The organism is Butyrivibrio sp. M55, assembly GCF_900116865.1.
Taxonomy (GTDB): Bacteria; Bacillota; Clostridia; order Lachnospirales; family Lachnospiraceae; genus Butyrivibrio.
Window position 1 is genome coordinate 225,404 of the sequence record NZ_FPCD01000002.1, and the last position, 23,525, is coordinate 248,928.

Genomic DNA, 23,525 nt, shown 5'->3' on the forward strand with positions numbered 1-23,525 from the left:
ACGGACAGTTAATGCTACATACGTTAAATATATTAGATGAATTTCAAGAAACTGTCAATAGATTTTTGCCTTTTGTCATGGTATCATATGATGATGTAATGAAAGATGAATAGGAATAGAGGTAGCTTTGTGGATCAGAGTAAAATTAGAAATTTTTGTATAGTTGCACATATCGATCACGGTAAATCGACTCTTGCCGACAGAATGATCGAGAAGACCGGTGTTCTTACAAGCAGAGAGATGCAGAACCAGGTTCTCGACAATATGGATATTGAGAGGGAGAGAGGAATTACCATCAAGTCTCAGGCCGTAAGAATGATATATAAGGCCAAGGACGGAGAAGAATATACATTTAATATGATAGATACTCCCGGACACGTAGACTTTGGATATGAGGTTTCACGAAGTCTTGCGGCATGTGACGGAGCAATTCTTGTTGTCGACGCTACGCAGGGTGTAGAGGCTCAGACACTTGCAAATGTGTATATGGCGCTCGACCATGATCTGGATGTTTTTCCTGTTATCAATAAAATAGACCTTCCCAGTGCACAGCCACAGGAAGTTAAGGATGAGATAGAAGATGTTATAGGCATAGAGGCTCAGGACGCTCCGCTTATTTCGGCAAAAAACGGAATAGGAATAGAGGAAGTTCTTGAGGCGGTAGTACAGAAAATTCCCGCTCCAAACGGAGATGCGGGAAAGCCTCTTACAGCGCTTATCTTTGACAGTATATATGACTCATACAGAGGTGTTATCGTATTTGTAAGAGTAAGAGACGGTGTTCTTAAGAAGGGCATGAAGGTACGCTTCATGGCTACCGGCGCAGAATCCGAAGTAGTTGAAGTTGGATATTTCGGACCCGGAAGATTTATTCCGAACGATGAACTCACAGCCGGAGATGTTGGATACTTCACGGCATCTATCAAGAATATTCAGGATACCAGAGTCGGTGATACGGTAACTGATTCTGCAAGCCCCTGCGCAGAGGCACTTCCCGGATATAAGAAAGTTATGCCGATGGTTTACTGCGGACTTTACCCTGCAGATTCGGCGCATTATTCAGATCTTAGAGATGCACTTGAAAAGCTTCAGCTTAATGATGCTTCTTTATTCTATGAACCTGAGACTTCACAGGCTCTCGGATTCGGATTCAGAGCGGGATTCTTGGGACTTCTTCATCTTGAAGTTATCCAGGAGAGACTTGAGAGAGAGTATGACCTTAACCTCGTTACTACAGCGCCCGGCGTTGTTTATAAGGTACACAAGAATGACGGAACGGTATTTGATCTCACCAATCCTTCCAATTTGCCCGATCCTACAGAGATAGAGTACATGGAAGAGCCTATGGTAAACGGCGAGATTATGGTAACTACCGATTATGTCGGAGCTATAATGCAGCTTTGCCAGGAAAGACGAGGCAAATATATAAGTACGGATTACATTGAGCAGACAAGAGCAATCCTTAAGTACGAACTTCCGCTCAATGAGATTATTTACGATTTCTTTGACGCACTTAAGTCAAGATCAAGGGGCTATGCTTCGTTTGATTATGAGCTCAAGGGCTATGAGAGATCGGATCTTGTTAAGCTTGATATTCTCATCAACAGAGAAGAAGTCGATGCGCTTTCATTTATCGTTCATAAGGACGGCGCGTATGAGCGTGGACGCAAGATGTGTGAGAAGCTCAAGGAAGAGATACCGAGGCACCTTTTCGAAGTGCCTATCCAGGCAGCCGTTGGCGGCAAGATAATAGCTAGAGAGACAGTAAAGGCTTATAGAAAAGATGTCCTTGCCAAGTGTTACGGTGGTGATATTACCCGTAAGAAGAAGCTTCTTGAGAAGCAGAAAGAGGGTAAAAAGAAGATGCGCCAGATCGGTAACGTAGAAGTTCCGCAGGCAGCATTCTTAAGCGTTCTTAAGCTTGACAGTACAGACTGATGTGATGCAAAAAATCAGGTTTTATTGTTTGAAAGTTTTATGAGGCATTACTAAATGAATAACGAACTATCTTTATACGTGCACATACCTTTTTGCGTCAGGAAGTGTCTTTACTGCGACTTCTTGTCGTTTGGTGATAAAGAAAGCCTTATGGATGATTACTTTAAGGCACTTTCAAAAGAACTTAAGGAGAGTGCGGGCGATTATAGAGACAGAGAGGTAAAAACGGTGTTCTTCGGAGGAGGAACACCTTCTTTGCCTAATGCGGTTTATATTTGTGATATTTTAGCCGATATAAAAGAGAATTATATTTTATCTAAAGATGTGGAAATAAGTCTTGAACTTAATCCCGGAACAGCTTCTTTTGACAAGATGAGAAGCTACAGGGATGCGGGATTTAACAGACTAAGTATAGGCATACAGTCTTTTAACGATGAAGAACTTAGAAGACTTGGAAGAATACATGATTCAAAGACTGCGGTTAGAACCTACGAAGATGCGGTGAGAGCGGAATTCGACAACATAAATATCGACATTATGAGCGCGCTTCCGGGGCAGAGCGTGGAATCTTACACGGATACTCTTAATAAAGCGGCAAAGTTAGGCCCTGAGCATATTTCGGCGTACAGCCTTATTATCGAGGAGGGAACACCGTTTTTTGACATGGACCTTGACCTTCCCGGAGAAGACGCAGACAGGGATATGTATCACAAGACTGCTGAGATTCTTAATGAGTACGGATATCACAGATACGAAATATCAAATTATGCCAAAGACGGATTTGATTGCAGGCACAACAAGGTTTACTGGAAAAGAGGAAACTACCTTGGACTTGGGCTTGGCGCTGCGTCTCTTGTAGACAATGTGCGTTTTAGCAACACTCGTGACATGGCAGAGTACCTGAGCTTATCCAAAGACGGGATGAAAAGAGACAGAGAAGAGCTTTCCGTAAGGGCGCAGACAGAAGAGTTTATGTTCCTTGGGCTTAGGCTTACGGAAGGGATAAGGACGGATGATTTTAAGAAAGAATTCGGAAAGACAGTATTTGATGTCTATGATGAAGTTATCGATAAATATCTTATGATGTCGCTTCTTGAGCTTCGTGATAAGGATATGAATATCACCGGTGATAAAGAGAAGGCGGCATATCTTAGATTGTCCGAGCGGGGACTTGACGTTTGCAATACGGTAATGGCGGACTTTTTGCTTTGATGATATATTTATTCTAAATGTATAACTTGGGGGAATAAAAAATGAATTACAATTTCTTTGCACTTATTTCAAGAATGAAATATATAGACAGATGGGCACTTATGAGAAATACAAGGCAGGAAAATCTTTGTGAGCATTCAATGGAAGTTGCCATGATAGCTCATGCTCTCTGCGTTATAGGAAATACAAGGTACGGAAGGCATCTTGATGCCAATAAGGCGGCTCTTGTCGGACTTTATCACGACGCTTCTGAGATCATTACAGGAGATCTGCCGACTCCCGTAAAATATTACAATAAGGAATTAAAAACAGCATATAAGCAGGTTGAGGCGATTGCGGATGATAAGCTGCTTGAAAAGCTTCCCGACGATCTTAAGCCTTCTTTTGAACAGGTATTTAAGGCGGATGACAGCGAAGATGAGCGCTATATGAGGCGCCTTGTAAAAGCTGCAGACAAATTATCCGCGCTTATCAAGTGTATGGCAGAAACAAGTGCCGGCAACAATGAGTTCAGAACTGCGAAGGAAAGTACTGAAAAATCCGTGAGAAGCCTGTATATGGAGCTTCCCGAGGTTCTTGATTTTGTAAATGAGTTCCTTTCATCTTACGGAAATACTTTGGATGAGTTAACTTAACTTAAGACTTTATTTATTGATTTTTCCGCATGATAGCGCGATAATTAGTGTATAAATTGGGGTGTTATGCTTTGTATATAGGGAGGAAATATTTACCATGCTTTTTATTAAGTGTGATGAACTGAGACCGGGGATGAGACTAGCAAGACCGATATACAGTAGGAAAGGCGCACTTTTATATGACAGGGCCCATGTCCTTAAGGATGAGCAAAGTATTGATAATATCAGGAACTTTGGGCTTATTGGTGTGTTTATTCTTGAACCCGCAGAGCCTGTTCCGCCTATGACTCAGGACGATATTGAGTTTGAACGTTTTCAGACTGTGATGTATCACGACATCATGGAGGAACTTGCTCATATTGTTAAGGTGCACAAACAGGAGAAGTTTCCTAATATTTGTGCCCAGATAATAAAGAATTACGGTAATCTAAAAAAGAAGATTACTTTCCAGCAGGGACTTAGAAGTACCGAGGATTATATATACAAACACAGTCTGAATGTGGGAATCATTTCTGCGATGATTGCACATTCGTTAAATGCTTCGCTTTCCGATCAGAACGAAGCGGTAATGGCCGGTGTTATACATGATATCGGAAAACTTACTCTTTCTGCGGAACTTCAGTCCAAACTTAAGTGTACACCTGAAGAGATAAATACGATAGATGCCCATGAGATGGCGGGCTATCCTATCATTGACGATGCATTTTCTTCTTTGCCGAATGTAAAGAGAGCATGCAATCAGGCAAGAAAAGTACTTCTTGACTACAGAAAAGGAAATGATGTGGACATTTCCAAGACTCTTTTATCTGCAAGGATTCTCATAGTTGCGGGAATATTTGATAAGGAAACGGCTGCGAGAGTAGACGATGCGCCTATTTCCGAAGTTCTCGTTATCAGAAGGATGATGCAGAGAAGTGATGTCTTTGACCCAAGAGTGGTTCAGGCACTTGTTGATTCCATAAACATTCTTGTTCCGGGAGTCAGCGTTGAGCTTAACACCGGTGAGAAAGCTCTGGTTATCAAGACCAACGATCTTGATTTCCTGCGTCCGACTGTTTTGAGTTTTAAGGATAACAGCATTATCGACCTTTCGAATAGAAGGGCATACGGTGATATTGAGATTATAGATATTATGAAGACTATGGATAACAGATATATGATGGATCTGTCCAAAGTCAAAGGCCTTGGTATTGTCGTGGAAGAGCCTGAGTATGTGTGAAAGTGCGGATTATGCTGTGGTATATAGCTGTACTTGCGACACGTACAAATAGAATTTATCAGAACAGGGATGGAAGTATATGTCTAAAATTGAAGAAATCCTGAAGGAAGCAAAGTTAAAAGGCGCTTCGGACGTTCATATTACTGTCGGTGTGCCGCCTAAGATGAGACTTAACGGCAAACTCATAGCCATGGATAGTTATGGCAAGATGATGCCGAGCGACACTCAGGAAATCGCACATGAAGTTACAAATGATAAACAGAAACAGCTGCTCGAGGAGAACGGTCAGCACGACTTGTCCTTCGCTATCATGGGAGTTGGTAGATTCAGACTTAATATCTTTAAGCAAAGAGGCTCCATAGCGATGGCTTTCAGAGTTGTTGCAACAGAGATTCCCACAGCGGAGAGCCTTGGCATACCTGAGACTGTTATTGATCTTTATAAGAAAAAAAGAGGTCTTGTGCTTGTTACGGGACCTACGGGAAGCGGTAAGTCTACAACACTTGCTTCCATTATCGATATGATAAATAACAACAGGGAAGCACATGTAATTACACTTGAGGATCCCATAGAGTTTACTTATCAGCACAGATTATCGATAGTCAATCAGAGAGAGATAGGAACCGATTCGAATTCATATGCCAATGCTTTGAGAGCGGCACTTCGAGAAGATCCCGATGTTATCCTTGTCGGAGAGATGAGAGATCTTGAGACCATAAGTACCGCTATTACGGCAGCAGAGACGGGACACCTTGTTCTTTCTACCGTTCATACGATCGGATCGTCTAATACGGTGGACAGACTTATAGATGTATTCCCTTCTCATCAGCAGCAACAGGTGAGAATCCAGCTTGCGAGCGTGCTTGAAGCAGTTATTTCACAGCAGCTTCTTCCTGCGGCTGACGGTTCATCAAGACTTGCGGCATTTGAAGTTCTTCACGTAAACAGCGCTGTGAGAAACCTTATTCGTGAGGGTAAGAATCATCAGCTCATTACATACATGCAGACTTACAGAAAACAGGGAATGATAACCATGGATGAGGCTATCATTGAGCTGTACAGGCAGCAGAAGATCACAAGGGAAGCTGCCCTCCAGTTTGCCCAGGATCCTGAGACAATGCAGAACAAAATGCTCAGATAATAATTATCGAGGCAAAAAGTTAAGATAAAATCAACTACATAAAATCTTAAGGAAATACTAAGAAAACCTTAAAGACTTTATAGAACGACCTGCTGTATAATCAGCAGGTCGTTGTGCGTATAATTTCCTATTTTTGTTTATGCTCATATCGGAAAAGAGGAAAAAATGTACAGTTCTATTACATCCGGTGGCGTCAGAGGAATTATTTCTTATCTGATGCAGATCGAAGTGGATGTATCTTCCGGGCTTCCCGGATTCAACATGGTGGGATTCATGAGTGGCGACGTCAGAGAGGCAGGTGACAGAGTAAAAGTTGCCTTAAGAAACGCCGGTATAAAGATTCCCGCATCAAAGATAACCGTCAATCTGTCCCCTGCAGATATCAAGAAAGAAGGCGTTGTGGTAGACCTTCCGCTTGCCGTAGGAATATTGGAGGCAATAGGAGAGGTCAGCCCGGGATGCACCGATGATACGGTCGTACTTGGTGAAGTCGGACTTGACGGAGATATCAAAGAAGTAAAAGGGGTTCTTCCTATAGTTACAAAGGCAAAAGAAGCGGGATACAAGAAAGTTATCCTCCCTATCAAAAATTCCAGAGAAGGTGCTGTGGTAAGCGGGATGAAGATTGTCGGAGTATCATCGCTTCAAGAAGTTATCATGTATCTTTCGACACCGGAAAGAGAAAGGGACGGGCTTATAGAGCCGACGAAAGTAAATCTTGATAAGATTCTTTCCGAAGATGAAGAAAGTAGTGAGAGCCTGGATTTTGCAGATATCAACGGGCAATCAGCCGTCAAGAGAGCGGCGATGGTTGCGGCGGCAGGCTTTCATCATATTTTGATCGTCGGACCTCCGGGTTCGGGAAAGAGTATGGTCGCAAAGCGTATTCCTACGATACTTCCGCGTCTTTCCCTTGAAGAAAGCATAGAAGTTTCAACAATTTATTCGGTTGCGGGAATGATGGGCGAAAACAAGGCACTTATAACAAAGAGGCCGTTTGTTAGTCCTCATCACCTTATAACCGAAGCGTCGCTTGTAGGAGGTGGTACAATCCCAAGACCCGGTGCTATTTCTTTGGCACACAGAGGCATTCTTTTTCTGGATGAAATGCCTGAATTTCCCAGAACAAAACTTGATATGCTAAGGCAACCGATTGAGGACAGAAAGGTTCATATCGTGCGAAACAGAGGAACTTTCATGTACCCTTCGGACTTTCAACTTATAGGGGCGCTGAATCCTTGCCCGTGCGGGTATTATCCCGACAGGAATAAATGCAAGTGCACGTCAAATGAGATTCGAAGGTACCTTGGCAGAATATCGGGGCCCATATTGGACAGAATCGATATATGCATAGAAGCACCCAAAGTCGATATCAGGGAGCTTTCGGGGAAGAGTGATACCTGTAATGAATCAAGTAAGACCATGAGAGAAAGAGTTCTTTTGGCAAGGAAGAAACAGGAAGAGCGGTTTAAGGGAACGGATCTTAAGTTCAATTCTGAGATGACGCCTGCGGATATCAGAAAGTATTGCAAGCTTGATATGAGGGAGAGAGCTTTTTTGGAAAAGACTTTTTGCTCCATGGATCTAAGTGCCAGAGCCTATCATAAGGTTCTCAGGCTCGCGCGGACAATAGCCGATCTGGAAGGCGAGGAGATGATAAAAGAGATACATCTGATGGAGGCTGTCAGCTACAGGATGACAGACGGAAAATATTGGAGACAGGAGGAAGGCTGATGCAGACAGCAAAAGCACAAGTATCAGAAAATAAATCAGAGAATATAACGGAAAATGACTATGCCCACTGGCTTTTTTCAACTCCGGGCATAGGAAATGTCTCTGCTGACAGACTTTTATGCGGAGGACGGACATGCAGGGAAATATATGAGATGGGAGAGGCGGAGCTTAAGAAAATTTTGAGACCAAAGCAGGTTTCGGCGGTCTTGGATACAAGAGACACTTGGGATTTTGCTAAGGAGAAAAAGAAACTTGCAGAGAGTGACATAAAGTTTATATCAAGGATAGATCCGCGGTTTCCAGAGAAGCTAAAGAATATCCCCAATCCCCCATTTGCCATTTATGTAAAAGGGGAACTTCCGGGAGACGACAGTCCGTCGGTTGCAATAATAGGAGCGAGGCTTTGTTCAGAATACGGCAGGTACATGGCGAGGCAGCTCGGAAGAGGATTGGCGCTTGCGGGAGTTAAGGTTATAAGCGGAATGGCAAGGGGCGTTGATGGCGTAAGCCAGAAAGCGGCATTGTGCGCCGGAGGAAAATCCTACGCTGTTGTAGGGTGCGGCGCGGATATATGTTATCCCGATGAAAACAGGGAAATTTACGAGGAACTTTCACTAAACGGAGGAATCATTTCGGAGTATGCGCCGGGAACTATGCCCAAAGCATCTTTTTTCCCTATGAGGAACAGGATAATAAGCGCATTGTCCGACATTGTCGTGGTTGTGGAAGCAAGACTTCATTCGGGGACGCAGATAACCGTAGATACTGCACTTGAGCAGGGGAGGGAGGTTCTTGCGGTTCCGGGAAGAGTAACGGACAGGTTAAGCGACGGTTGTAACCGCCTTATATGCCAGGGAGCGGGAGTTGTGCTTGATGTTGATGACGTGATAGAAAGACTTGCGTCATGGAATTACAGAAAAGATTCTTTGGCGGATACGCACAGCTTTAATGATGACCGGAGCGGAGCCTGTGCATCGCATATAGAAAAAGCGATTCTTGATCTGCTTGACGCTGTGCCTGTTTCTTTTTCCTATATAGCTGACAAGCTTAGTATGGTCGGCATAGATATCGCGGTTCCGGACCTTCTTAAGGAGTTGTTTGATATGTGCGGGAAGGGGCTTATCACTCAGACGGGTTCATATTACATGAAGAAATTTGGCTAATTATTGTATATCGTATGAAAATATTACGTTTTGACGTATAATAATGTTATCTGTTGTGTTTATTTAAAAATAGAAGCTACGGAGTTTTCCATGCAATACAATTTTTACTTTGACACATGTGCGTTATGTATACTGGCAACGATTGGAATAATCTCTCTGTCTAGAAAAAGAGTTCCGTCATCGAGAGAGAAAGTTTATTCGCTGCTTCTTTTTGCTGTATTTATGTCAACTCTTTTTGAGAGAATAGAGACTTTCCTGCAGATGAATCCGTATGAGGGAGCATGGTATCACTATGCGGAGATGGTCTGCGGAAGTTTTTATTTTCTTGCTCATCTTGGATCGGGACTTTGCTACCTGCTGTACATAATGGCTGTTCTTGATATTTTTTATGACACGAAATCCGTTAAGGGCTTCTTTGTTGTGTATCTTGGCTATGTCATAGGAATCATAACGGTCATAATGAACTGGTTCAGCCCGCTTTTGTTTGGCTATGACGAAAATGGAATATATTTTAGAGGCAGTCTCATAATCGGATTTTATCTGATAGCTTTTTATTACATTGTGTATGGAGTTACTTTGACGCTGAAATACAGCAATCTGATGAGACGAAAGACCAAGGTGATCATTCTTACCCATGTTGGTTTTGTCGCTTTGGGAATCTATCTGCAGTACCGCTATCCGCAGCTTCTTATAGAAAATTTCCTCAGCACGATCAGTATAACCCTGGTATTTATAACTCTTCAGAATCCGAGTGAAATGGTGGACGGAAGGATAAATGTCCTTAACAGAAGAGCTTTTTTCGAGTCACTTGGTCTTAAGATAAAAAAGAAAACTCCGCATTATATAGTTTTTGTGACAATAGACAATGTAAGAGCCCTTAGTTCCGAGATCGGTAATAATCAGGCAGACGGCGTTATCAAGACGATTGCCGGTTATCTTAAAAAAGTGGGAAGAAGAGAGCTGAATATTGTCACATATGTTTACAGATACAGCGATAATATCTTTGCGATATCGGTAAATACAAATGATAAAAAAAGAGCCGAGTCTCTCATGTATAAGATTGCGGCCAGAATCCGCGAACCTTGGAATTATATGGATATGACCATAAAAGCCGAGTGCCATTGCTTTATGATGAGCTATCCGGACAGGTACGGCAATCTTGCGGAGCTTATGTCGAAAGTTGAGCTTATAAGCGATGATGTGGCACAGTGGTCAGATGCCGTGATCGATATTGACAAGATAGATTTCAAGAAAAAGCTTGGCGCGTATGACTATGAAGTTCTTGCAAAGAAGAATATTGCCGAGAAAAAGGCAATCGTTAAATTCAGACCTATTCTTTCCAAAATTTACAGGATCGATTACACGGCTGAAGCGGTCTGCTATATATATGACGATAACGAGAGAGAGGTTGAGGTAAGAAAGTATATAGAAGATACCGGATCTACTCAGACTATTATCGACATCGATGAGTATGTTTTAAAAAATACGCTGAGAGTCTTGTCTTTTTGGAATGCCGGAGATAAGAACGGTAAGTACAGAGCTATCATCCCGATGTCACAGGCGGGAATATCAAGAACAGATTTTTTAAGGTGGTTTAAGGCACTTCTCAAAGAAGAAAAAGTTGAAGGATCCTGGATCAGCTTAAAGCTCACAGAGACAGCTATAACAACAATGAATAATGTGGCTGAAAGAAATCTTAAGATGCTCGGTGATATCAATGTAAACATTATAGTTGACGAATACGGAAACGGATACGGAAATATCGAGAGAATAATCTCTCTTCCGGTGGTTCAGATAAATTTTGCAAAGAGCCTTATCAAAATGGCAGGCAAATCAAAACGGATGATGAACGTTATAAGCGGGCTGGTCAATATGTTTCACGATATCAGTCTGTTTGTGTGTGCTTCGGGTGTGGATACAGCTGAGGACAAGGATATAGCTGAAGAAATCGGGTGCGATTATCTTATAGGTAACTACATGGGAAAACCGGTAAATGACAGTTCATACGTGAACAGGATTGATGAGTATTTTGAAAAGGGGTATTGATGGGATTTTTAACCGATCCGAACAACTATGATGCTTGCTTATCGATATCGGCACTTGTGCTGATGGCAGTTATCATAATCATATATTCTTCGGAAGAGTTCTCTTACGGAAAGCAGAGTCGTATCTTTGGCGGATTGATCATAGTCGGAACGATTCTTAATGTGATGGGATTAATTCATATTCTGTGGGTGAACAACAGGTGGATGAAAGATTGCCTGACTTACGAGATGAATTGCTTTGTGGTCATGGTGGAAAAAGTGATGTCGTATCTTGTCGCATTCTTTTCCATCCTGTATCTTATGGCTATTTTTGGGATGCAATTAAACAAGTTGTGGAAAAAACTTGTCATAATATTGCCCACGGTGTTTACAATTCTTATTTTGTTGTTGGGATTTTTTACCGACTTTTTCTATTACTTTGATCATAACGGCGAGATTATCTATTTTTTTCCAAATGAGATTCTTGTAAGTATCGGAATATTTCTATATCTTGTCTTTGCGTCATATCTTATGCTCAAATACGGAAGAGTCCTGGCGAGCGAAAAGACGATGGCTATCTATACGTACTACATTCTGATGCTCCTTGGAGTTCCCATGAGGATTATATTCAGGACGGGGACTGTGTTTGAGTTCAGTGTTGCGATTTCTCTTTTGTTGTGCGTTTTTACTTTCCAGAATCCGAGTGAATTTGTGGACAGGATGTCCGGAGTCGGTACAAAAAATGCCCTGAATTTCGCGGTATATACAAAGCTTTTACAAAAAAAGACGTTCACACTCATGGAAATAAGAGTGGATAAACTTCCCATAACAATCGGAAGTGAGTCGGTGGAAGCGGCTTCCGATCTTTTGAGGCAGATGACCGAGTTTTTGAAAAAGTCCTGTTCCGGAGCGGAAGTATTTTTCCCAAGAGACGGCTTTTTTGCCCTGCTCATTCCTGATGTGAAATCAAGTTCGGAGGATATCGACAAGCTTTCGGATGCCATAAAGGCGAGGTTTAAAGAGCCATTTAAATTAAGAGACTTGGAAGTCGGCTTTGATGTAAGTACAAGCGCGATAGGGTTTCCGGATGATGTCAAAACGATAGAGCGGTTTGATGAGATAAGTAATATGATGTACAAGGCACTTTCTAGGGACAGTAAATATGTGCTCAGGGTGTCGGACCTTAATCTTAAGCATATCGAATATGATAAAAAGATCGGAAATCTTGTGCGCCATGCTCTTGATAACGGCTTGCTGGAAGTTTATTATCAGCCTATTTATTCGCCTGTTACCGGAAAGTTTTCTTCATGTGAGGCGCTTATAAGGCTCAAGGATCCTAGGGCGGGCTATATTTCTCCAGCCGTATTTATGCCGATAGCTGAGAAGAACGGAACGGTTCTTGGAATCGACAGATTTGTGCTTTCATCTGTATGTGAGATGCTGGCAACTACGAAGGCGGTAAGTTACGGCCTTGAATATGTTGAAGTAAATCTTTCCGTTGTCGACTGCATTCAGACCAATCTTGCCGAGAGTATTCTTAAGATCCTGAAAGAGCATAACATCGGGCCTTCGAGGATAAATCTTGAGATAACGGAGACCTGGGATAAAGATGTTACGTCCGTGATCGATCAGAATATCAGCAAGCTTATGAGTTCGGGAATCACTTTTTCCATGGATGATTTCGGAACGGGATATTCGAATTTTTCAAGACTTGCCGATATGCCGGTCAAGATTTTTAAACTTGATAAGAGTACCGTTCAGGCTGCCTTTGAATCAGAGAATTCATACATGATCATGTATAATATGATAAAGATAATTAAGAGCCTCGGAAAAGAAATAGTGGCTGAGGGAGTTGAGACGGGCGAGCAGGCAAAGCAGATAATCAGGCTTGGATGCGACCATATTCAGGGCTTTTTCTATGCAAGGCCAATGCCGAAAGATCAGTTCCTTGAGTTTTTGCAGAATAATAATTAAGGGAAACGTACCCAATCAGTATTTCCTTGCAATGGGGGCTTAGTGAGTGTAAAATTTATGCTTGATTATAATTTAAGGATGGTAAAGTATGGCACTGATAAAGAAACCGGTTACCGGAATGAAGGACATTCTTCCTTCCGAGATGCAACTTAGAGACTATTGTATAGGTATTATTAAGAAGACATATGCTGAATTTGGCTTCACATCTATAGAGACACCTTGTGTTGAGTCACTTGCAAACCTCAACAGTAAGCAGGGCGGAGAGAACGAGAAGCTTATATTCAAGGTGATGAAGAGAGGAGAAAAGCTTAACCTGGCTACGGCGAAGGAAGAGAACGACCTTACGGATTCAGGACTTCGCTATGACCTTACGGTTCCTCTTGTTCGTTTTTATGCAAATCATGCAAATGAACTTCCGGCTCCTTTTAAGGCACTTCAGATGGGAAATGTATGGAGAGCCGACAGACCCCAGAAGGGAAGATACCGTCAGTTCATGCAGTGCGATATTGATATATTGGGAGAGCCTTCAAATCTTGCTGAGATAGAGCTTATTCTTGCAACAACCACAACGCTCGGAAATCTTGGATTCAAGGATTTCAAGATACGTATCAATGACAGAAGGATTCTCAAGGCAATGGCTGCATACAGCGGATTCCCTGAGGAGAAGTACGATGACGTATTCATCACACTTGATAAGATGGATAAGATCGGACTTGACGGAGTAAAGGAAGAACTTATTAAGGACGGTTATGATGCCGATTCTGTAAATAAGTATATCGAGCTTTTTGAACTTATAAGCGGAAAGAGCGGAATTGATGCTCTTAAGGCCGTTGCAGACAAGATCAGTGATAATCTTGACGCTGAGGTCAGTGAAGGTCTTACCGAGATCATCGACAGTGTTGAGAAGACAAAGTCGGCACAGTTTGAGATGGTATTCGATCCCACGCTTGTAAGAGGAATGTCGTATTATACGGGAACAATCTTTGAAGTATCCATGCCTCAGTACGGCGGAAGCTGCGGTGGCGGCGGAAGATACGACAAGATGGTAGGAAAGTTCCTTGGACAGGATACACCTGCTTGCGGTTTCTCAATCGGATTTGAGAGAATCATCATGATAATGATGGATGAAGGATTCAAGATTCCCGGCGCGAGCACAAAAGTTGCTTTCCTTATCGAAAAAGGTATAAAGGGCGACAGACTTGCAGAGATCATATCCGAAGCACAGAAGGAGAGGGCTGAAGGAAAGCAGGTTCTTGTTGTACGTATGAATAAGAACAAGAAATTCCAGAAGCAGAGCCTTACAGAGCAGGGATATGAGGAGTTTAGGGACTTTTATGACAAGCCGCTTGAATAAGACAGGCAGAGCGGCCCGGGTTCTCAGAGGAGGAATGTGATTGGACACCCACTTAGTCAGAATAATCACCTTGGTATTATTGGTTCTGTTGTCTGCATTTTTTTCATCCGCGGAGACAGCTTACATGACGATCAACAGAGTCAGGATCAAGGCTCTTGCAGATGATGGGAATAAAAAGGCGGGACGGATCCTTGCGATATATGACGATCCGCAGAAGATGCTTTCTGCGATCCTTATCGGAAACAATATTGTAAACTTGAGTGCTTCTGCGCTTATGACAGTGTTTGTCACGGATATGTGGGGCAATCTTTACATAGGACTCGGAACCGGAGCACTTACTTTGGTAGTTCTTATATTTGGTGAGATCATTCCGAAAACAATAGCCAAGGCATATGCGGAGAACATGGCTCTTTTGTATGAGCCGCTCATAGAGACCGTAATGATCCTTATGGTTCCGTTCAGCTTTGTTATTAATGGGATAGCGACTGCATTACTTAAGATCTTCAGGATCGATACCAACAAGCAACAGAAGGTAACCGAAAATGAGCTTAAGACATATGTTGATGTAAGCCATGAAGACGGTGTTATCGAAAGTGATGAGAAGAAGATCATCTTTAATCTTTTTGATTTCAGCGACGCGCTTGCAAAAGACATAATGATTCCCAGGATCGATATGAGCTGTGTGAGTTCGGATGCCGATTATACAGAGGTAATGCGCGTATTCAAAGAGGATATGTACACAAGAATTCCTGTGTATGACGGAAACGATCAGGATAACATCATTGGTCTTATAAATGTAAAAGACCTGATTCTTATCAAGGATAAAGAGAATTTCAAGGTAAAAGACCACATCAGAAAGGCCTATTACACATATGAATACAAGAAGACATCAGATCTTCTTGTGGAAATGAGAGAAAAAACAAGGAGCGTAGCCTTTGTTCTTTCGGAATATGGCTCTACTGTGGGAATGATAACGCTTGAGGATCTTCTTGAGGAGATAGTTGGCGAGATCAGGGATGAGTATGATTCGGATGAAGCTGAGCTCATAAAGAATGTAGGCGGTAGGAAGTACCTTGTGGAAGGAAATATGAAGCTCGCAGATATCAATGATGCTCTCGGAACCGATCTTTCATCAGAAGATTACGATTCTATCGGCGGTCTGATGATAGAGAATCTTGACAGGCTCCCAAGCTACGGGGAGACGGTCACTCTTGACAGCGGAATAACGCTTACAGCGCGCGGAATCAAGAGAAACAGGATCACGAAAGTGCTTATGACAGTCAACTGCGAACTATCGAAGGAACAAAAAGAAACACTTTAATATTTCAGAAATATATGATATACTGAGTCGATGTATAAGGCTCAGAAACTATAAGTATTTTGAGGCAATCAGTAGGAGGAAAATCGATGAAGCACGTTAAGTCTTTGATTACAAGAAATCTTAAAGAATCAATGAAGAAGGGCGGATGCGGTGAGTGCCAGACATCATGCCAGTCAGCATGCAAGACATCATGCACAGTTGGAAATCAGAGCTGTGAGCAGCTTAGCAAATAATATTGTTTAATTAAAGTAAAATTAGGCGGGCAGCGGCCATGGTCGCTGCCCGCCGTATGTAGGTTACAGGAGATATTATGATTCACGCATATAAGAACAATGGGTATAATATTGTTCTGGATGTTAATAGCGGATCGGTACATGTTGTTGACGATGTAGTTTTTGACCTTGTCAAGATCATTGAGGATAAGCTTAAGAGAACATACGGTACCGCAGCGGCACCCGAAGGTCAGACTACGGTTATTACGGGCGAACTTGACAGGTTGTATAAAGGTGTCCTGGCAAAAACAGATCTGGCATCTAAATATTCAACCGAGGATATAAAAGAGGGAATCGAAGAGATTCTTGAACTGAGAGCGGCACAGGTTCTTTTTACGGATGATGTGTATGAAGGATATGTGGAGGATTTTCAGAACAGAGAAACCGTTGTTAAGGCACTTTGCCTGAATGTTGCTCACGACTGCAATTTGAGATGCAAATACTGCTTTGCGGATGAAGGTGAGTATCACGGTAGAAGAGCACTTATGAGCGAAGAGGTCGGAAAGGCTGCGCTTGATTTCCTTGTAAAGAATTCAGGCGGAAGAAAGAACCTCGAGGTCGATTTTTTTGGCGGCGAACCCCTTATGAACTGGGAAGTTGTCAAGAAGCTCGTTGAGTACGGTCGCTCAATTGAAAAAGAATATGACAAGAATTTCCGTTTTACGCTTACGACAAACGGAACTCTTTTAAATGATGAGATACTTAAGTTTGTTAATAAGGAGATGGGCAATATAGTCCTTTCCATCGACGGACGAAAGGAAGTCAATGACTCCATGCGTCCCAGAGCTGGCGGACAGGGTTGCTATGATGACATTGTTCCAAAGTATCAGAAGGTTGCGGAGAGCCGTCACCAGCTCAGATACTTCGTTCGAGGAACATTTACTCATGCCAATCTTGACTTCTCGGAAGATGTTAAGCATCTTGCAGAGCTTGGATTTAAGCAGATATCCGTAGAGCCTGTAGTTGCTTCGCCTGAAGACTGGTATGCATTTAAGGATGAGGATATTCCGATCATCTGCGAAGAGTATGACAAGCTTGCCAAGTATTATATAGAGAAGCACAAGGAAGGAAAAGGCTTTAATTTCTTCCACTTCAACATAGATCTTGAGGGTGGCCCGTGTGTTGCCAAGAGATTGTCAGGTTGCGGATCGGGATGTGAGTACCTTGGTGTAACACCTTGGGGAGATTTATATCCCTGCCATCAGTTTGTTGGAAATGAAGACTTTATCATGGGTAATGTCTTCGATGGAATAACCAGACCCGACATAAGGGACATGTTCAAGAAGAGCAATGTTTATTCAAGACCCGAATGTCAGAAATGCTTTGCAAGATATTATTGCAGCGGTGGTTGCGCTGCTAACGCATACAATTTCAATGGAGACATCAATGCAACATACAAGCACGGATGTGAGCTCCAGAGAAAGCGCATAGAGTGTGCGATTATGATTAAAGCGGCATTGGCCGAATAAGAAAAATTCATGGGAGGAATGAATAATGAAAAAGTTAAAATGGATTCCTGCTCTGATTCTTATGCTTGCTCTTTTAGTTGGAATTGGTTACTCAGCAGCATACGGATTGGGCGCAGACAAATCCGGATCATTGTCAAGTATTGACCTTGGACTTGACCTCGCAGGTGGTGTCAGCATCACTTATGAAGTTGTTGGTGAAGAGAATCCCAGCAAGGAAGATATGAATGATACAATCTTCAAGCTTCAGCAGCGTGTTGATCAGTATAGCACAGAGTCTCAGGTTTATCAGGAGGGAAGCAACAGAATCAATATCGAGATTCCCGGTGTTTCCGATGCCAATAAGATTCTTTCAGAGCTTGGTCAGCCCGGTACACTTTTCTTTATCAGCCATCTTGATAAAGACGGCAATGAGAACTACTCATATCACAGTGGTTTTACTACCGATGCTGATGGAAATATGCAGCTCGAGGAAGGCGTTACACCCGGATATCAGCTCAATAAGACAATTGAAGAGCTTGAGGCAGACGGATCTATCGTTCTTAAAGGTGAAGATGTTGCATCTGCACAGGTTGTAGGCCAGAATGACGAGTATGGTAAGCAGGAGCCCGTAGTATCACTTGAGTTTACCAAGGAAGGCGGACAGGCTTTCGCAGAGGCTACAAAGAAAGCATTTAATAACAATCAGGATACCATCGCAATCTACTATGATGGAAGATTTATAAGTGTTCCTTCTGTTAAGGCTGAGATCCTTGACGGTAAGAGCGTTATCAGCGGTGGATTTACATTTGAAGAAGCTGACAGAGTTGCAACAAATATCAGACTTGGTGCTCTTAAGCTCGATCTTAAGGAACTTCGTTCAAACGTTGTCGGAGCACAGCTTGGTTCAAACGCTATCAGAACAAGTTTGATCGCAGCAGCTGTTGGATTTGCTCTTATTGCTGTATTTATGATCGTATTCTTCAGAATACTCGGTCTTTCAGCTACACTTGCTCTCGGATTCTACTGCGGACTTATCGTATTCCTGCTTTCAGCATTCGAGATGACACTTACACTTCCCGGAATCGCAGGTATTATTCTTTCAATCGGTATGGCGGTTGATGCGAACGTTCTTGTGTTTGCGAGAATAAGAGAAGAGATTGCAGCCGGAAAAGCTGTCGATGATGCAAGAAAGAACGGTTATAACAAGGCTCTTTCATCAATCCTCGACGGAAATATTACAACACTTATTATTGCCATAGTTCTTAGAGTCGGAGGAACAGGTTCAATCAAGGGATTTGCCGAGACACTTATCCTTGGTATCATCCTTTCAATGTTCACAGCACTTGTTGTTACAAGAGCAATTACTTCAATCTTCTTCGGACTTGGTATTCAGAATCCTGTATTCTATGGCAAGGCTAAGGCAGTTTCAACAAAGCCTTTCGTAGACAAGAGAAAGATATTCTATGCTATATCTGCCGCAGTTGTTGCAGTTGGTGTAGTATTTATGGCAGTTAATGCTTCACAGGGAAAGGGAGCATTCAATTACAGCCTTGATTTCGTAGGTGGTACATCTACAAATGTAACATTTGATAAGGCTTATGATTTTGCTACTGTAGAGTCTGAAATTGTTCCTCAGATCAAAGAAGTTACAGGTGCTAAGGAAGTTCTTCCTCAGGCTGTAGAAGGAACAAATCAGATCGTATTTAAGACAGGAACACTTACTGTAGATCAGAGAGAAGCATTTGATAAGATGATGGAAGAGAAGTATGGTGTAAGCAATGACAACATCGCTGCCGAGACAATCAGCTCAACCATCAGCGGTGAGATGAGAGTAGGTGCTGCTGAGTCACTTATTGTTGCTCTTGTACTTATGCTTATCTACATCTGGATCAGATTTAAGGATATTAAGTTCGGTGCAGCTGCTATTATCGCACTTGCACACGATGCGCTTATCGTTGTTGTTGCTTATGCAATTTCAAGATATGCTGTCGGAACAACATTCATTGCTGTAATTCTTACAATCATCGGTTATTCAATCAACGATACAATCGTTACATTCGACCGTATCCGTGAGAACCAGCACAATGCAACCAATAAGAAAGAGCTGGGAGAGCTTGTTAATAAGAGTGTTTCTCAGACAATCACACGAAGCTTGTTTACATCTTTGACAACATTCTTCACTGTACTTGCTCTTTATATCTTTGGTGTTGCTGATATTAAGGCATTTGCACTTCCTCTTATGGTTGGTGTGATCTGTGGTACATATTCTTCAATCTGCATCGCATCACCTGTATGGTATGATCTTAAGACAAAGGTCAAAAAAGCAGCTAAAAACTAATTGCTGATGTATAATAAATAAGGGCGCCGTCTTTGGTGTAGTTTTTACACCCAAGGCGGCTTTCTTTTGTGTAGAGCACTCAAGCACAACGAAGCTTGTGTTTATTTCCGCACAGCATTTATTACCAACTTATAAGCCTTTTTTAATATATATATACGGAGTTTGATATGGCAAAATGGATGATAGCAAATAAGAAGGCGGATTTTGACGGGCTGGCCCGCGAATTCTCCATAAAAAACATAACCGCAAGACTGATAGCCAACAGGCTTATCACGGACAGGACAAAAGAGAGTATTCAGTGCAGCGAAGAAGCTGTTAAGACCTACATAAGCGGAGATATTTCTTTTCTTCACAATCCTTTTCTGATGAAGGATATGGAAAAAGGAGCAAAGATTATCCTTGATAAGATCGGGGATAATAAAAGTATAAGAGTTATCGGCGACTACGATGTTGACGGAATATGCTCTTCATACATACTGGTATCCGGCTTGAAACTCTTTGGAGCTGATGTTGACTGTGTCCTTCCCGACAGGATAAAAGATGGCTACGGTCTGAGCGTCAAACTTGTTGATGAGGCTTATGAAGCGGGAATTGATACCATAATTACCTGTGACAACGGAATCGCAGCGGCGGAGCAGATCGAGCACGCAAAGAAAAAGGGAATGACTGTTGTGGTTACAGATCATCACGAAGTACCTTTTGAGATGGGTGATGATGAAAATAAAAAGGAGATACTTCCTCCGGCTGACGCCGTGATAGATCCAAAGAGATCTGAAGGAGAGTATCCTTTTAAAGAAATCTGCGGAGCCGTGGTTGCGTATAAGTTCCTTGAAGCAATGTCAGAGCTTAACAAAGAAGCAGGGCCTTCAGAGGCGGAGAGAGAGGAATTCTTTTTCCAGAAGCTTATCTTTGCAGGTATTGCCACTGTATGCGATGTAATGGAGCTTAAGGACGAGAATAGGGTAATTGTAAGGGAATCACTTAAACGCATTCCTAAGACGGATAATAAGGGCTTAAAAGCTCTTATAGACGTAAACGGTCTTGATGCATATCACATGACGGGATACAATTACGGATTCGTTATAGGACCTTGCCTTAACGCAACGGGAAGACTTGATCTTGCAACAAGGGCGCTTTCTCTTTTTCTTGAGGAGGATGCCGCTGAGGCAGCCAAGATTGCAGGGGATTTAAAGAGTCTTAACGACAGCAGAAAGGATATGACCAAAAACGGAGTTGACGAGGCGGTTACGTTTGTTGAGCAGGAAATCGAAAAGGGCGGAATGCCCAAGGTGATCGTTCTGTACCTTCCTGAGGTTCATGAGTCGATTGCGGGAATTATTGCAGGTAAGATAAAGGAAAAGTATTACAGACCCACAATAGTCCTCACAAAGGCGGCAGATGGAGGTGCGAAGGGATCCGGACGTTCTATCGAAAGTTACGATATGTACGAGGAATTATCCCGATGCAAGGAGCTTTTTACCAAGTTTGGAGGCCACAAGATGGCGGCCGGGCTTTCTCTTCCCGAAGAGAATATAGAGATTCTCAGAACGAAGCTTAATGAGAATTGCAACCTTACCGAAGAGGACTTCGTTCCCGTATTACATCTTGATATGGTCATGCCGCTTAAGTATATTGATATGGATCTTGTAAAAGAGTTTTCCATATTGGAGCCGTTTGGAACCGGCAATTCAAAGCCTTTATTTGCGCAAAGAGACGTATCTCTTTTATCGGGACGTATAATGGGCAAGAATAAAAATTGCGGTAAATACAGAGTCACCGATGAAGGCGGTAAGTTATATGACATGTTGTTCTTTGGTGATATGGAAAGATGGCATAATTTCCTCAGAGAGAAATATGGTGAGAATAATGTGGAAAATCTGTACAGCGGTGCGACAGACGGAAGTATGAAAGTCAGTATCGCGTACCAGCCTGATATAAATACGTATCAGGGTAGGGAAAGTATTCAGATAATTATGAATGACTTCACATAATTTCCCTAAAGTTCCGCATAAACCACAAAAACACACGCGAAGCGTGTGTTTGCGGTTTCTTATGAGGGGGAGATAGCGAGTTGAATTAACAACTCACTTCTATGTTATTAATCATATACTAAAATTATGAACAAATTGTGTCGAAAATATAAAAAATTAGAATTAATCTTTTTGAGCTAAATTCGATAATTAAACTTTCTTATTTTGAAGATAATTTTAATAAAAGTAAACGGAGGATTGAATATGCTTTTAAGTGAATTATTAGAGGGACTTACATTTACTGTAACTGCCGGAAACACAGATAAGACCGTTGATCCCGCGTCTGTAGAGATTAAAGATGTGGTAAATGACAACAGAAAGATCGTGGAAGGTTCTTTATTCTTATGTATTCAGGGAGCAAATTTTGACGGACATTCCTGTGCGACAGAGGCTTCCGAGAAAAAGGCCGGAGCTATCGTTGTCTGCCATGATATAGAACTTCCCGAAGGATGCGAAATGCCTGTTGTTCATGTGGAAGATACAAGATATGCGATGGCATTTATTTCTGCGGCTTACTTCGGACATCCCGCAAAGAAGCTTAAGACAATAGGAATAACAGGAACAAAGGGAAAGACAACAACAACATATCTTATAAGGGATATGCTTCAGAACGCAGGCCACAAGGTAGGGCTTATCGGAACAATCGAAGTTATCATCGGTGATGAGCATATTCATGCCGAGAATACTACACCTGAGTCATATATGCTTCAGTATTATATGTCAAAGATGGTAGAAGCAGGCTGCGACAGCGTTGTTATGGAAGTTTCATCACAGGGACTTATGCTTCACAGAAGTCAGGGCTTTGTTTTTGATATGGGTATCTTTACAAATATTGAACCGGATCATATCGGACCTAACGAGCACAAGGATTTTGAAGACTATATGCATTGCAAAGGTCTTTTGTTCAAACAGTGTAAAGTAGGTATCTGCAATGCCGATGATGTGCATACAGATGATATTCTTGAAGGACATACCTGCGAAGTTGAGACATACGGATTCTCTGAGGGTGCGGATATAAGAGCGATAAATCTTGCATATATCCATAAGCCGGGTCAGCTTGGCGTTTTCTTTGACACAGACGGACTTATAAACATGCACGCCGAGATAAGAACGCCCGGTAAGTTCAGCGTTTATAACGCACTTTGCGCTATCGCTGTTGCAAGACATTTTGATTGCACACCTGAGGAAATCGCACCTGCTCTCAAAGAGGCCAAGGTAAAAGGAAGAATTGAGATGGTAAAGGTTTCCGATGACTTTACTCTTATGATAGATTACGCGCACAATGCAATGGCGCTCAAGAGCCTTTTGACAACGCTCAAGGATTATCATCCTAACAGACTTATCTGCCTCTTTGGATGCGGCGGAAACAGAAGCAGATACAGACGCTTTGAGATGGGTGAAGTAAGTGGAAAGTATGCAGACTTCACAGTTATTACATCTGATAACCCGAGATTTGAAGAGCCTGAAGCCATAATCGATGACATCGAGACAGGTATGAAGAAGACTGATGGCAAATATATCAAGATAACCGACAGAAAAGAAGCAATCCGCTACGTTATCGAGAACGGCGAGAAGGGAGATATCATTGTTCTTGCCGGAAAAGGTCATGAGGATTATCAGGAAATAAAAGGTGTAAAATATCACATGGATGAAAGAGAATTAATTCAGGAGATATTGGACGAGAAATAAAATTAGTTTAATTCACTGGACTAATTTATTTAC

The 23,525-nt window shown here is 42.2% G+C and carries 16 protein-coding genes; all 16 read left to right on the forward strand.

Going from position 1 to position 23,525, the window contains the following annotated elements; all coding sequences use genetic code 11:
- Positions 1-105: 105 nt before the first annotated feature.
- On the forward strand, positions 106-1,938 hold the full coding sequence (gene lepA, locus BM398_RS03445; protein ID WP_026655488.1) for a translation elongation factor 4: 1,833 nt from the start codon (positions 106-108) through the stop codon (positions 1,936-1,938).
- A gap of 54 nt (positions 1,939-1,992) precedes the next feature.
- Positions 1,993-3,150: a radical SAM family heme chaperone HemW gene (hemW, locus tag BM398_RS03450; RefSeq protein ID WP_092336426.1), complete on the forward strand. Its 1,158-nt coding sequence runs from the start codon at positions 1,993-1,995 to the stop codon at positions 3,148-3,150.
- Positions 3,151-3,191: 41 nt separating this feature from the next.
- Positions 3,192-3,785 (forward strand): 5'-deoxynucleotidase, encoded by a 594-nt coding sequence (yfbR, locus tag BM398_RS03455; protein ID WP_026655486.1) that lies wholly within the window; start codon positions 3,192-3,194, stop codon positions 3,783-3,785.
- A 97-nt stretch (positions 3,786-3,882) separates the two neighbouring features.
- Entirely contained in the window at positions 3,883-5,004 is a 1,122-nt protein-coding gene (locus BM398_RS03460) for an HD-GYP domain-containing protein (RefSeq protein WP_026655485.1), read from the forward strand.
- A 79-nt stretch (positions 5,005-5,083) separates the two neighbouring features.
- The gene (locus BM398_RS03465) at positions 5,084-6,145 is read left to right on the forward strand and encodes a type IV pilus twitching motility protein PilT (RefSeq protein WP_092336427.1); all 1,062 of its coding nucleotides are present in this window, start codon (positions 5,084-5,086) and stop codon (positions 6,143-6,145) included.
- A 165-nt stretch (positions 6,146-6,310) separates the two neighbouring features.
- A complete protein-coding gene (locus BM398_RS03470; protein ID WP_092336428.1) occupies positions 6,311-7,879 on the forward strand; it encodes a YifB family Mg chelatase-like AAA ATPase in 1,569 nt (522 codons plus the stop codon).
- Positions 7,879-9,042, forward strand: coding sequence for a DNA-processing protein DprA (gene dprA / locus BM398_RS03475; RefSeq protein ID WP_092336429.1), 1,164 nt, complete (start codon positions 7,879-7,881; stop codon positions 9,040-9,042). Before BM398_RS03470 ends, dprA begins: the two co-directional genes overlap by 1 nt.
- A 90-nt stretch (positions 9,043-9,132) precedes the next feature.
- A complete protein-coding gene (locus BM398_RS03480) occupies positions 9,133-11,088 on the forward strand; it encodes an EAL domain-containing protein (protein WP_092336430.1) in 1,956 nt (651 codons plus the stop codon).
- Entirely contained in the window at positions 11,088-13,040 is a 1,953-nt protein-coding gene (locus tag BM398_RS03485; RefSeq protein WP_092336431.1) for an EAL domain-containing protein, read from the forward strand. The genes BM398_RS03480 and BM398_RS03485 overlap by 1 nt, the downstream gene beginning before the upstream one ends.
- Positions 13,041-13,128: 88 nt before the next feature.
- The gene (hisS, locus tag BM398_RS03490; RefSeq protein WP_026655478.1) at positions 13,129-14,394 is read left to right on the forward strand and encodes a histidine--tRNA ligase; all 1,266 of its coding nucleotides are present in this window, start codon (positions 13,129-13,131) and stop codon (positions 14,392-14,394) included.
- 79 nt (positions 14,395-14,473) lie between these two features.
- Positions 14,474-15,715 (forward strand): HlyC/CorC family transporter, encoded by a 1,242-nt coding sequence (locus BM398_RS03495; protein ID WP_255367642.1) that lies wholly within the window; start codon positions 14,474-14,476, stop codon positions 15,713-15,715.
- Positions 15,716-15,801: 86 nt separating this feature from the next.
- Positions 15,802-15,948, forward strand: coding sequence for a six-cysteine ranthipeptide SCIFF (gene scfA, locus BM398_RS03500; protein ID WP_034462031.1), 147 nt, complete (start codon positions 15,802-15,804; stop codon positions 15,946-15,948).
- Between the two features lie 77 nt (positions 15,949-16,025).
- On the forward strand, positions 16,026-17,456 hold the full coding sequence (scfB, locus tag BM398_RS03505) for a thioether cross-link-forming SCIFF peptide maturase (RefSeq protein WP_092336432.1): 1,431 nt from the start codon (positions 16,026-16,028) through the stop codon (positions 17,454-17,456).
- A 25-nt stretch (positions 17,457-17,481) separates the two neighbouring features.
- Positions 17,482-19,773 (forward strand): protein translocase subunit SecD, encoded by a 2,292-nt coding sequence (gene secD, locus BM398_RS03510; protein WP_092336433.1) that lies wholly within the window; start codon positions 17,482-17,484, stop codon positions 19,771-19,773.
- 167 nt (positions 19,774-19,940) lie between these two features.
- The gene (recJ, locus tag BM398_RS03515; protein ID WP_092336434.1) at positions 19,941-21,764 is read left to right on the forward strand and encodes a single-stranded-DNA-specific exonuclease RecJ; all 1,824 of its coding nucleotides are present in this window, start codon (positions 19,941-19,943) and stop codon (positions 21,762-21,764) included.
- Positions 21,765-22,007: 243 nt separating this feature from the next.
- Positions 22,008-23,492 carry a UDP-N-acetylmuramoyl-L-alanyl-D-glutamate--2,6-diaminopimelate ligase gene (locus BM398_RS03520; protein ID WP_092336435.1) on the forward strand — a complete coding sequence of 495 codons (1,485 nt, stop codon included), beginning with the start codon at positions 22,008-22,010 and terminating at the stop codon, positions 23,490-23,492.
- Positions 23,493-23,525: the final 33 nt, after the last annotated feature.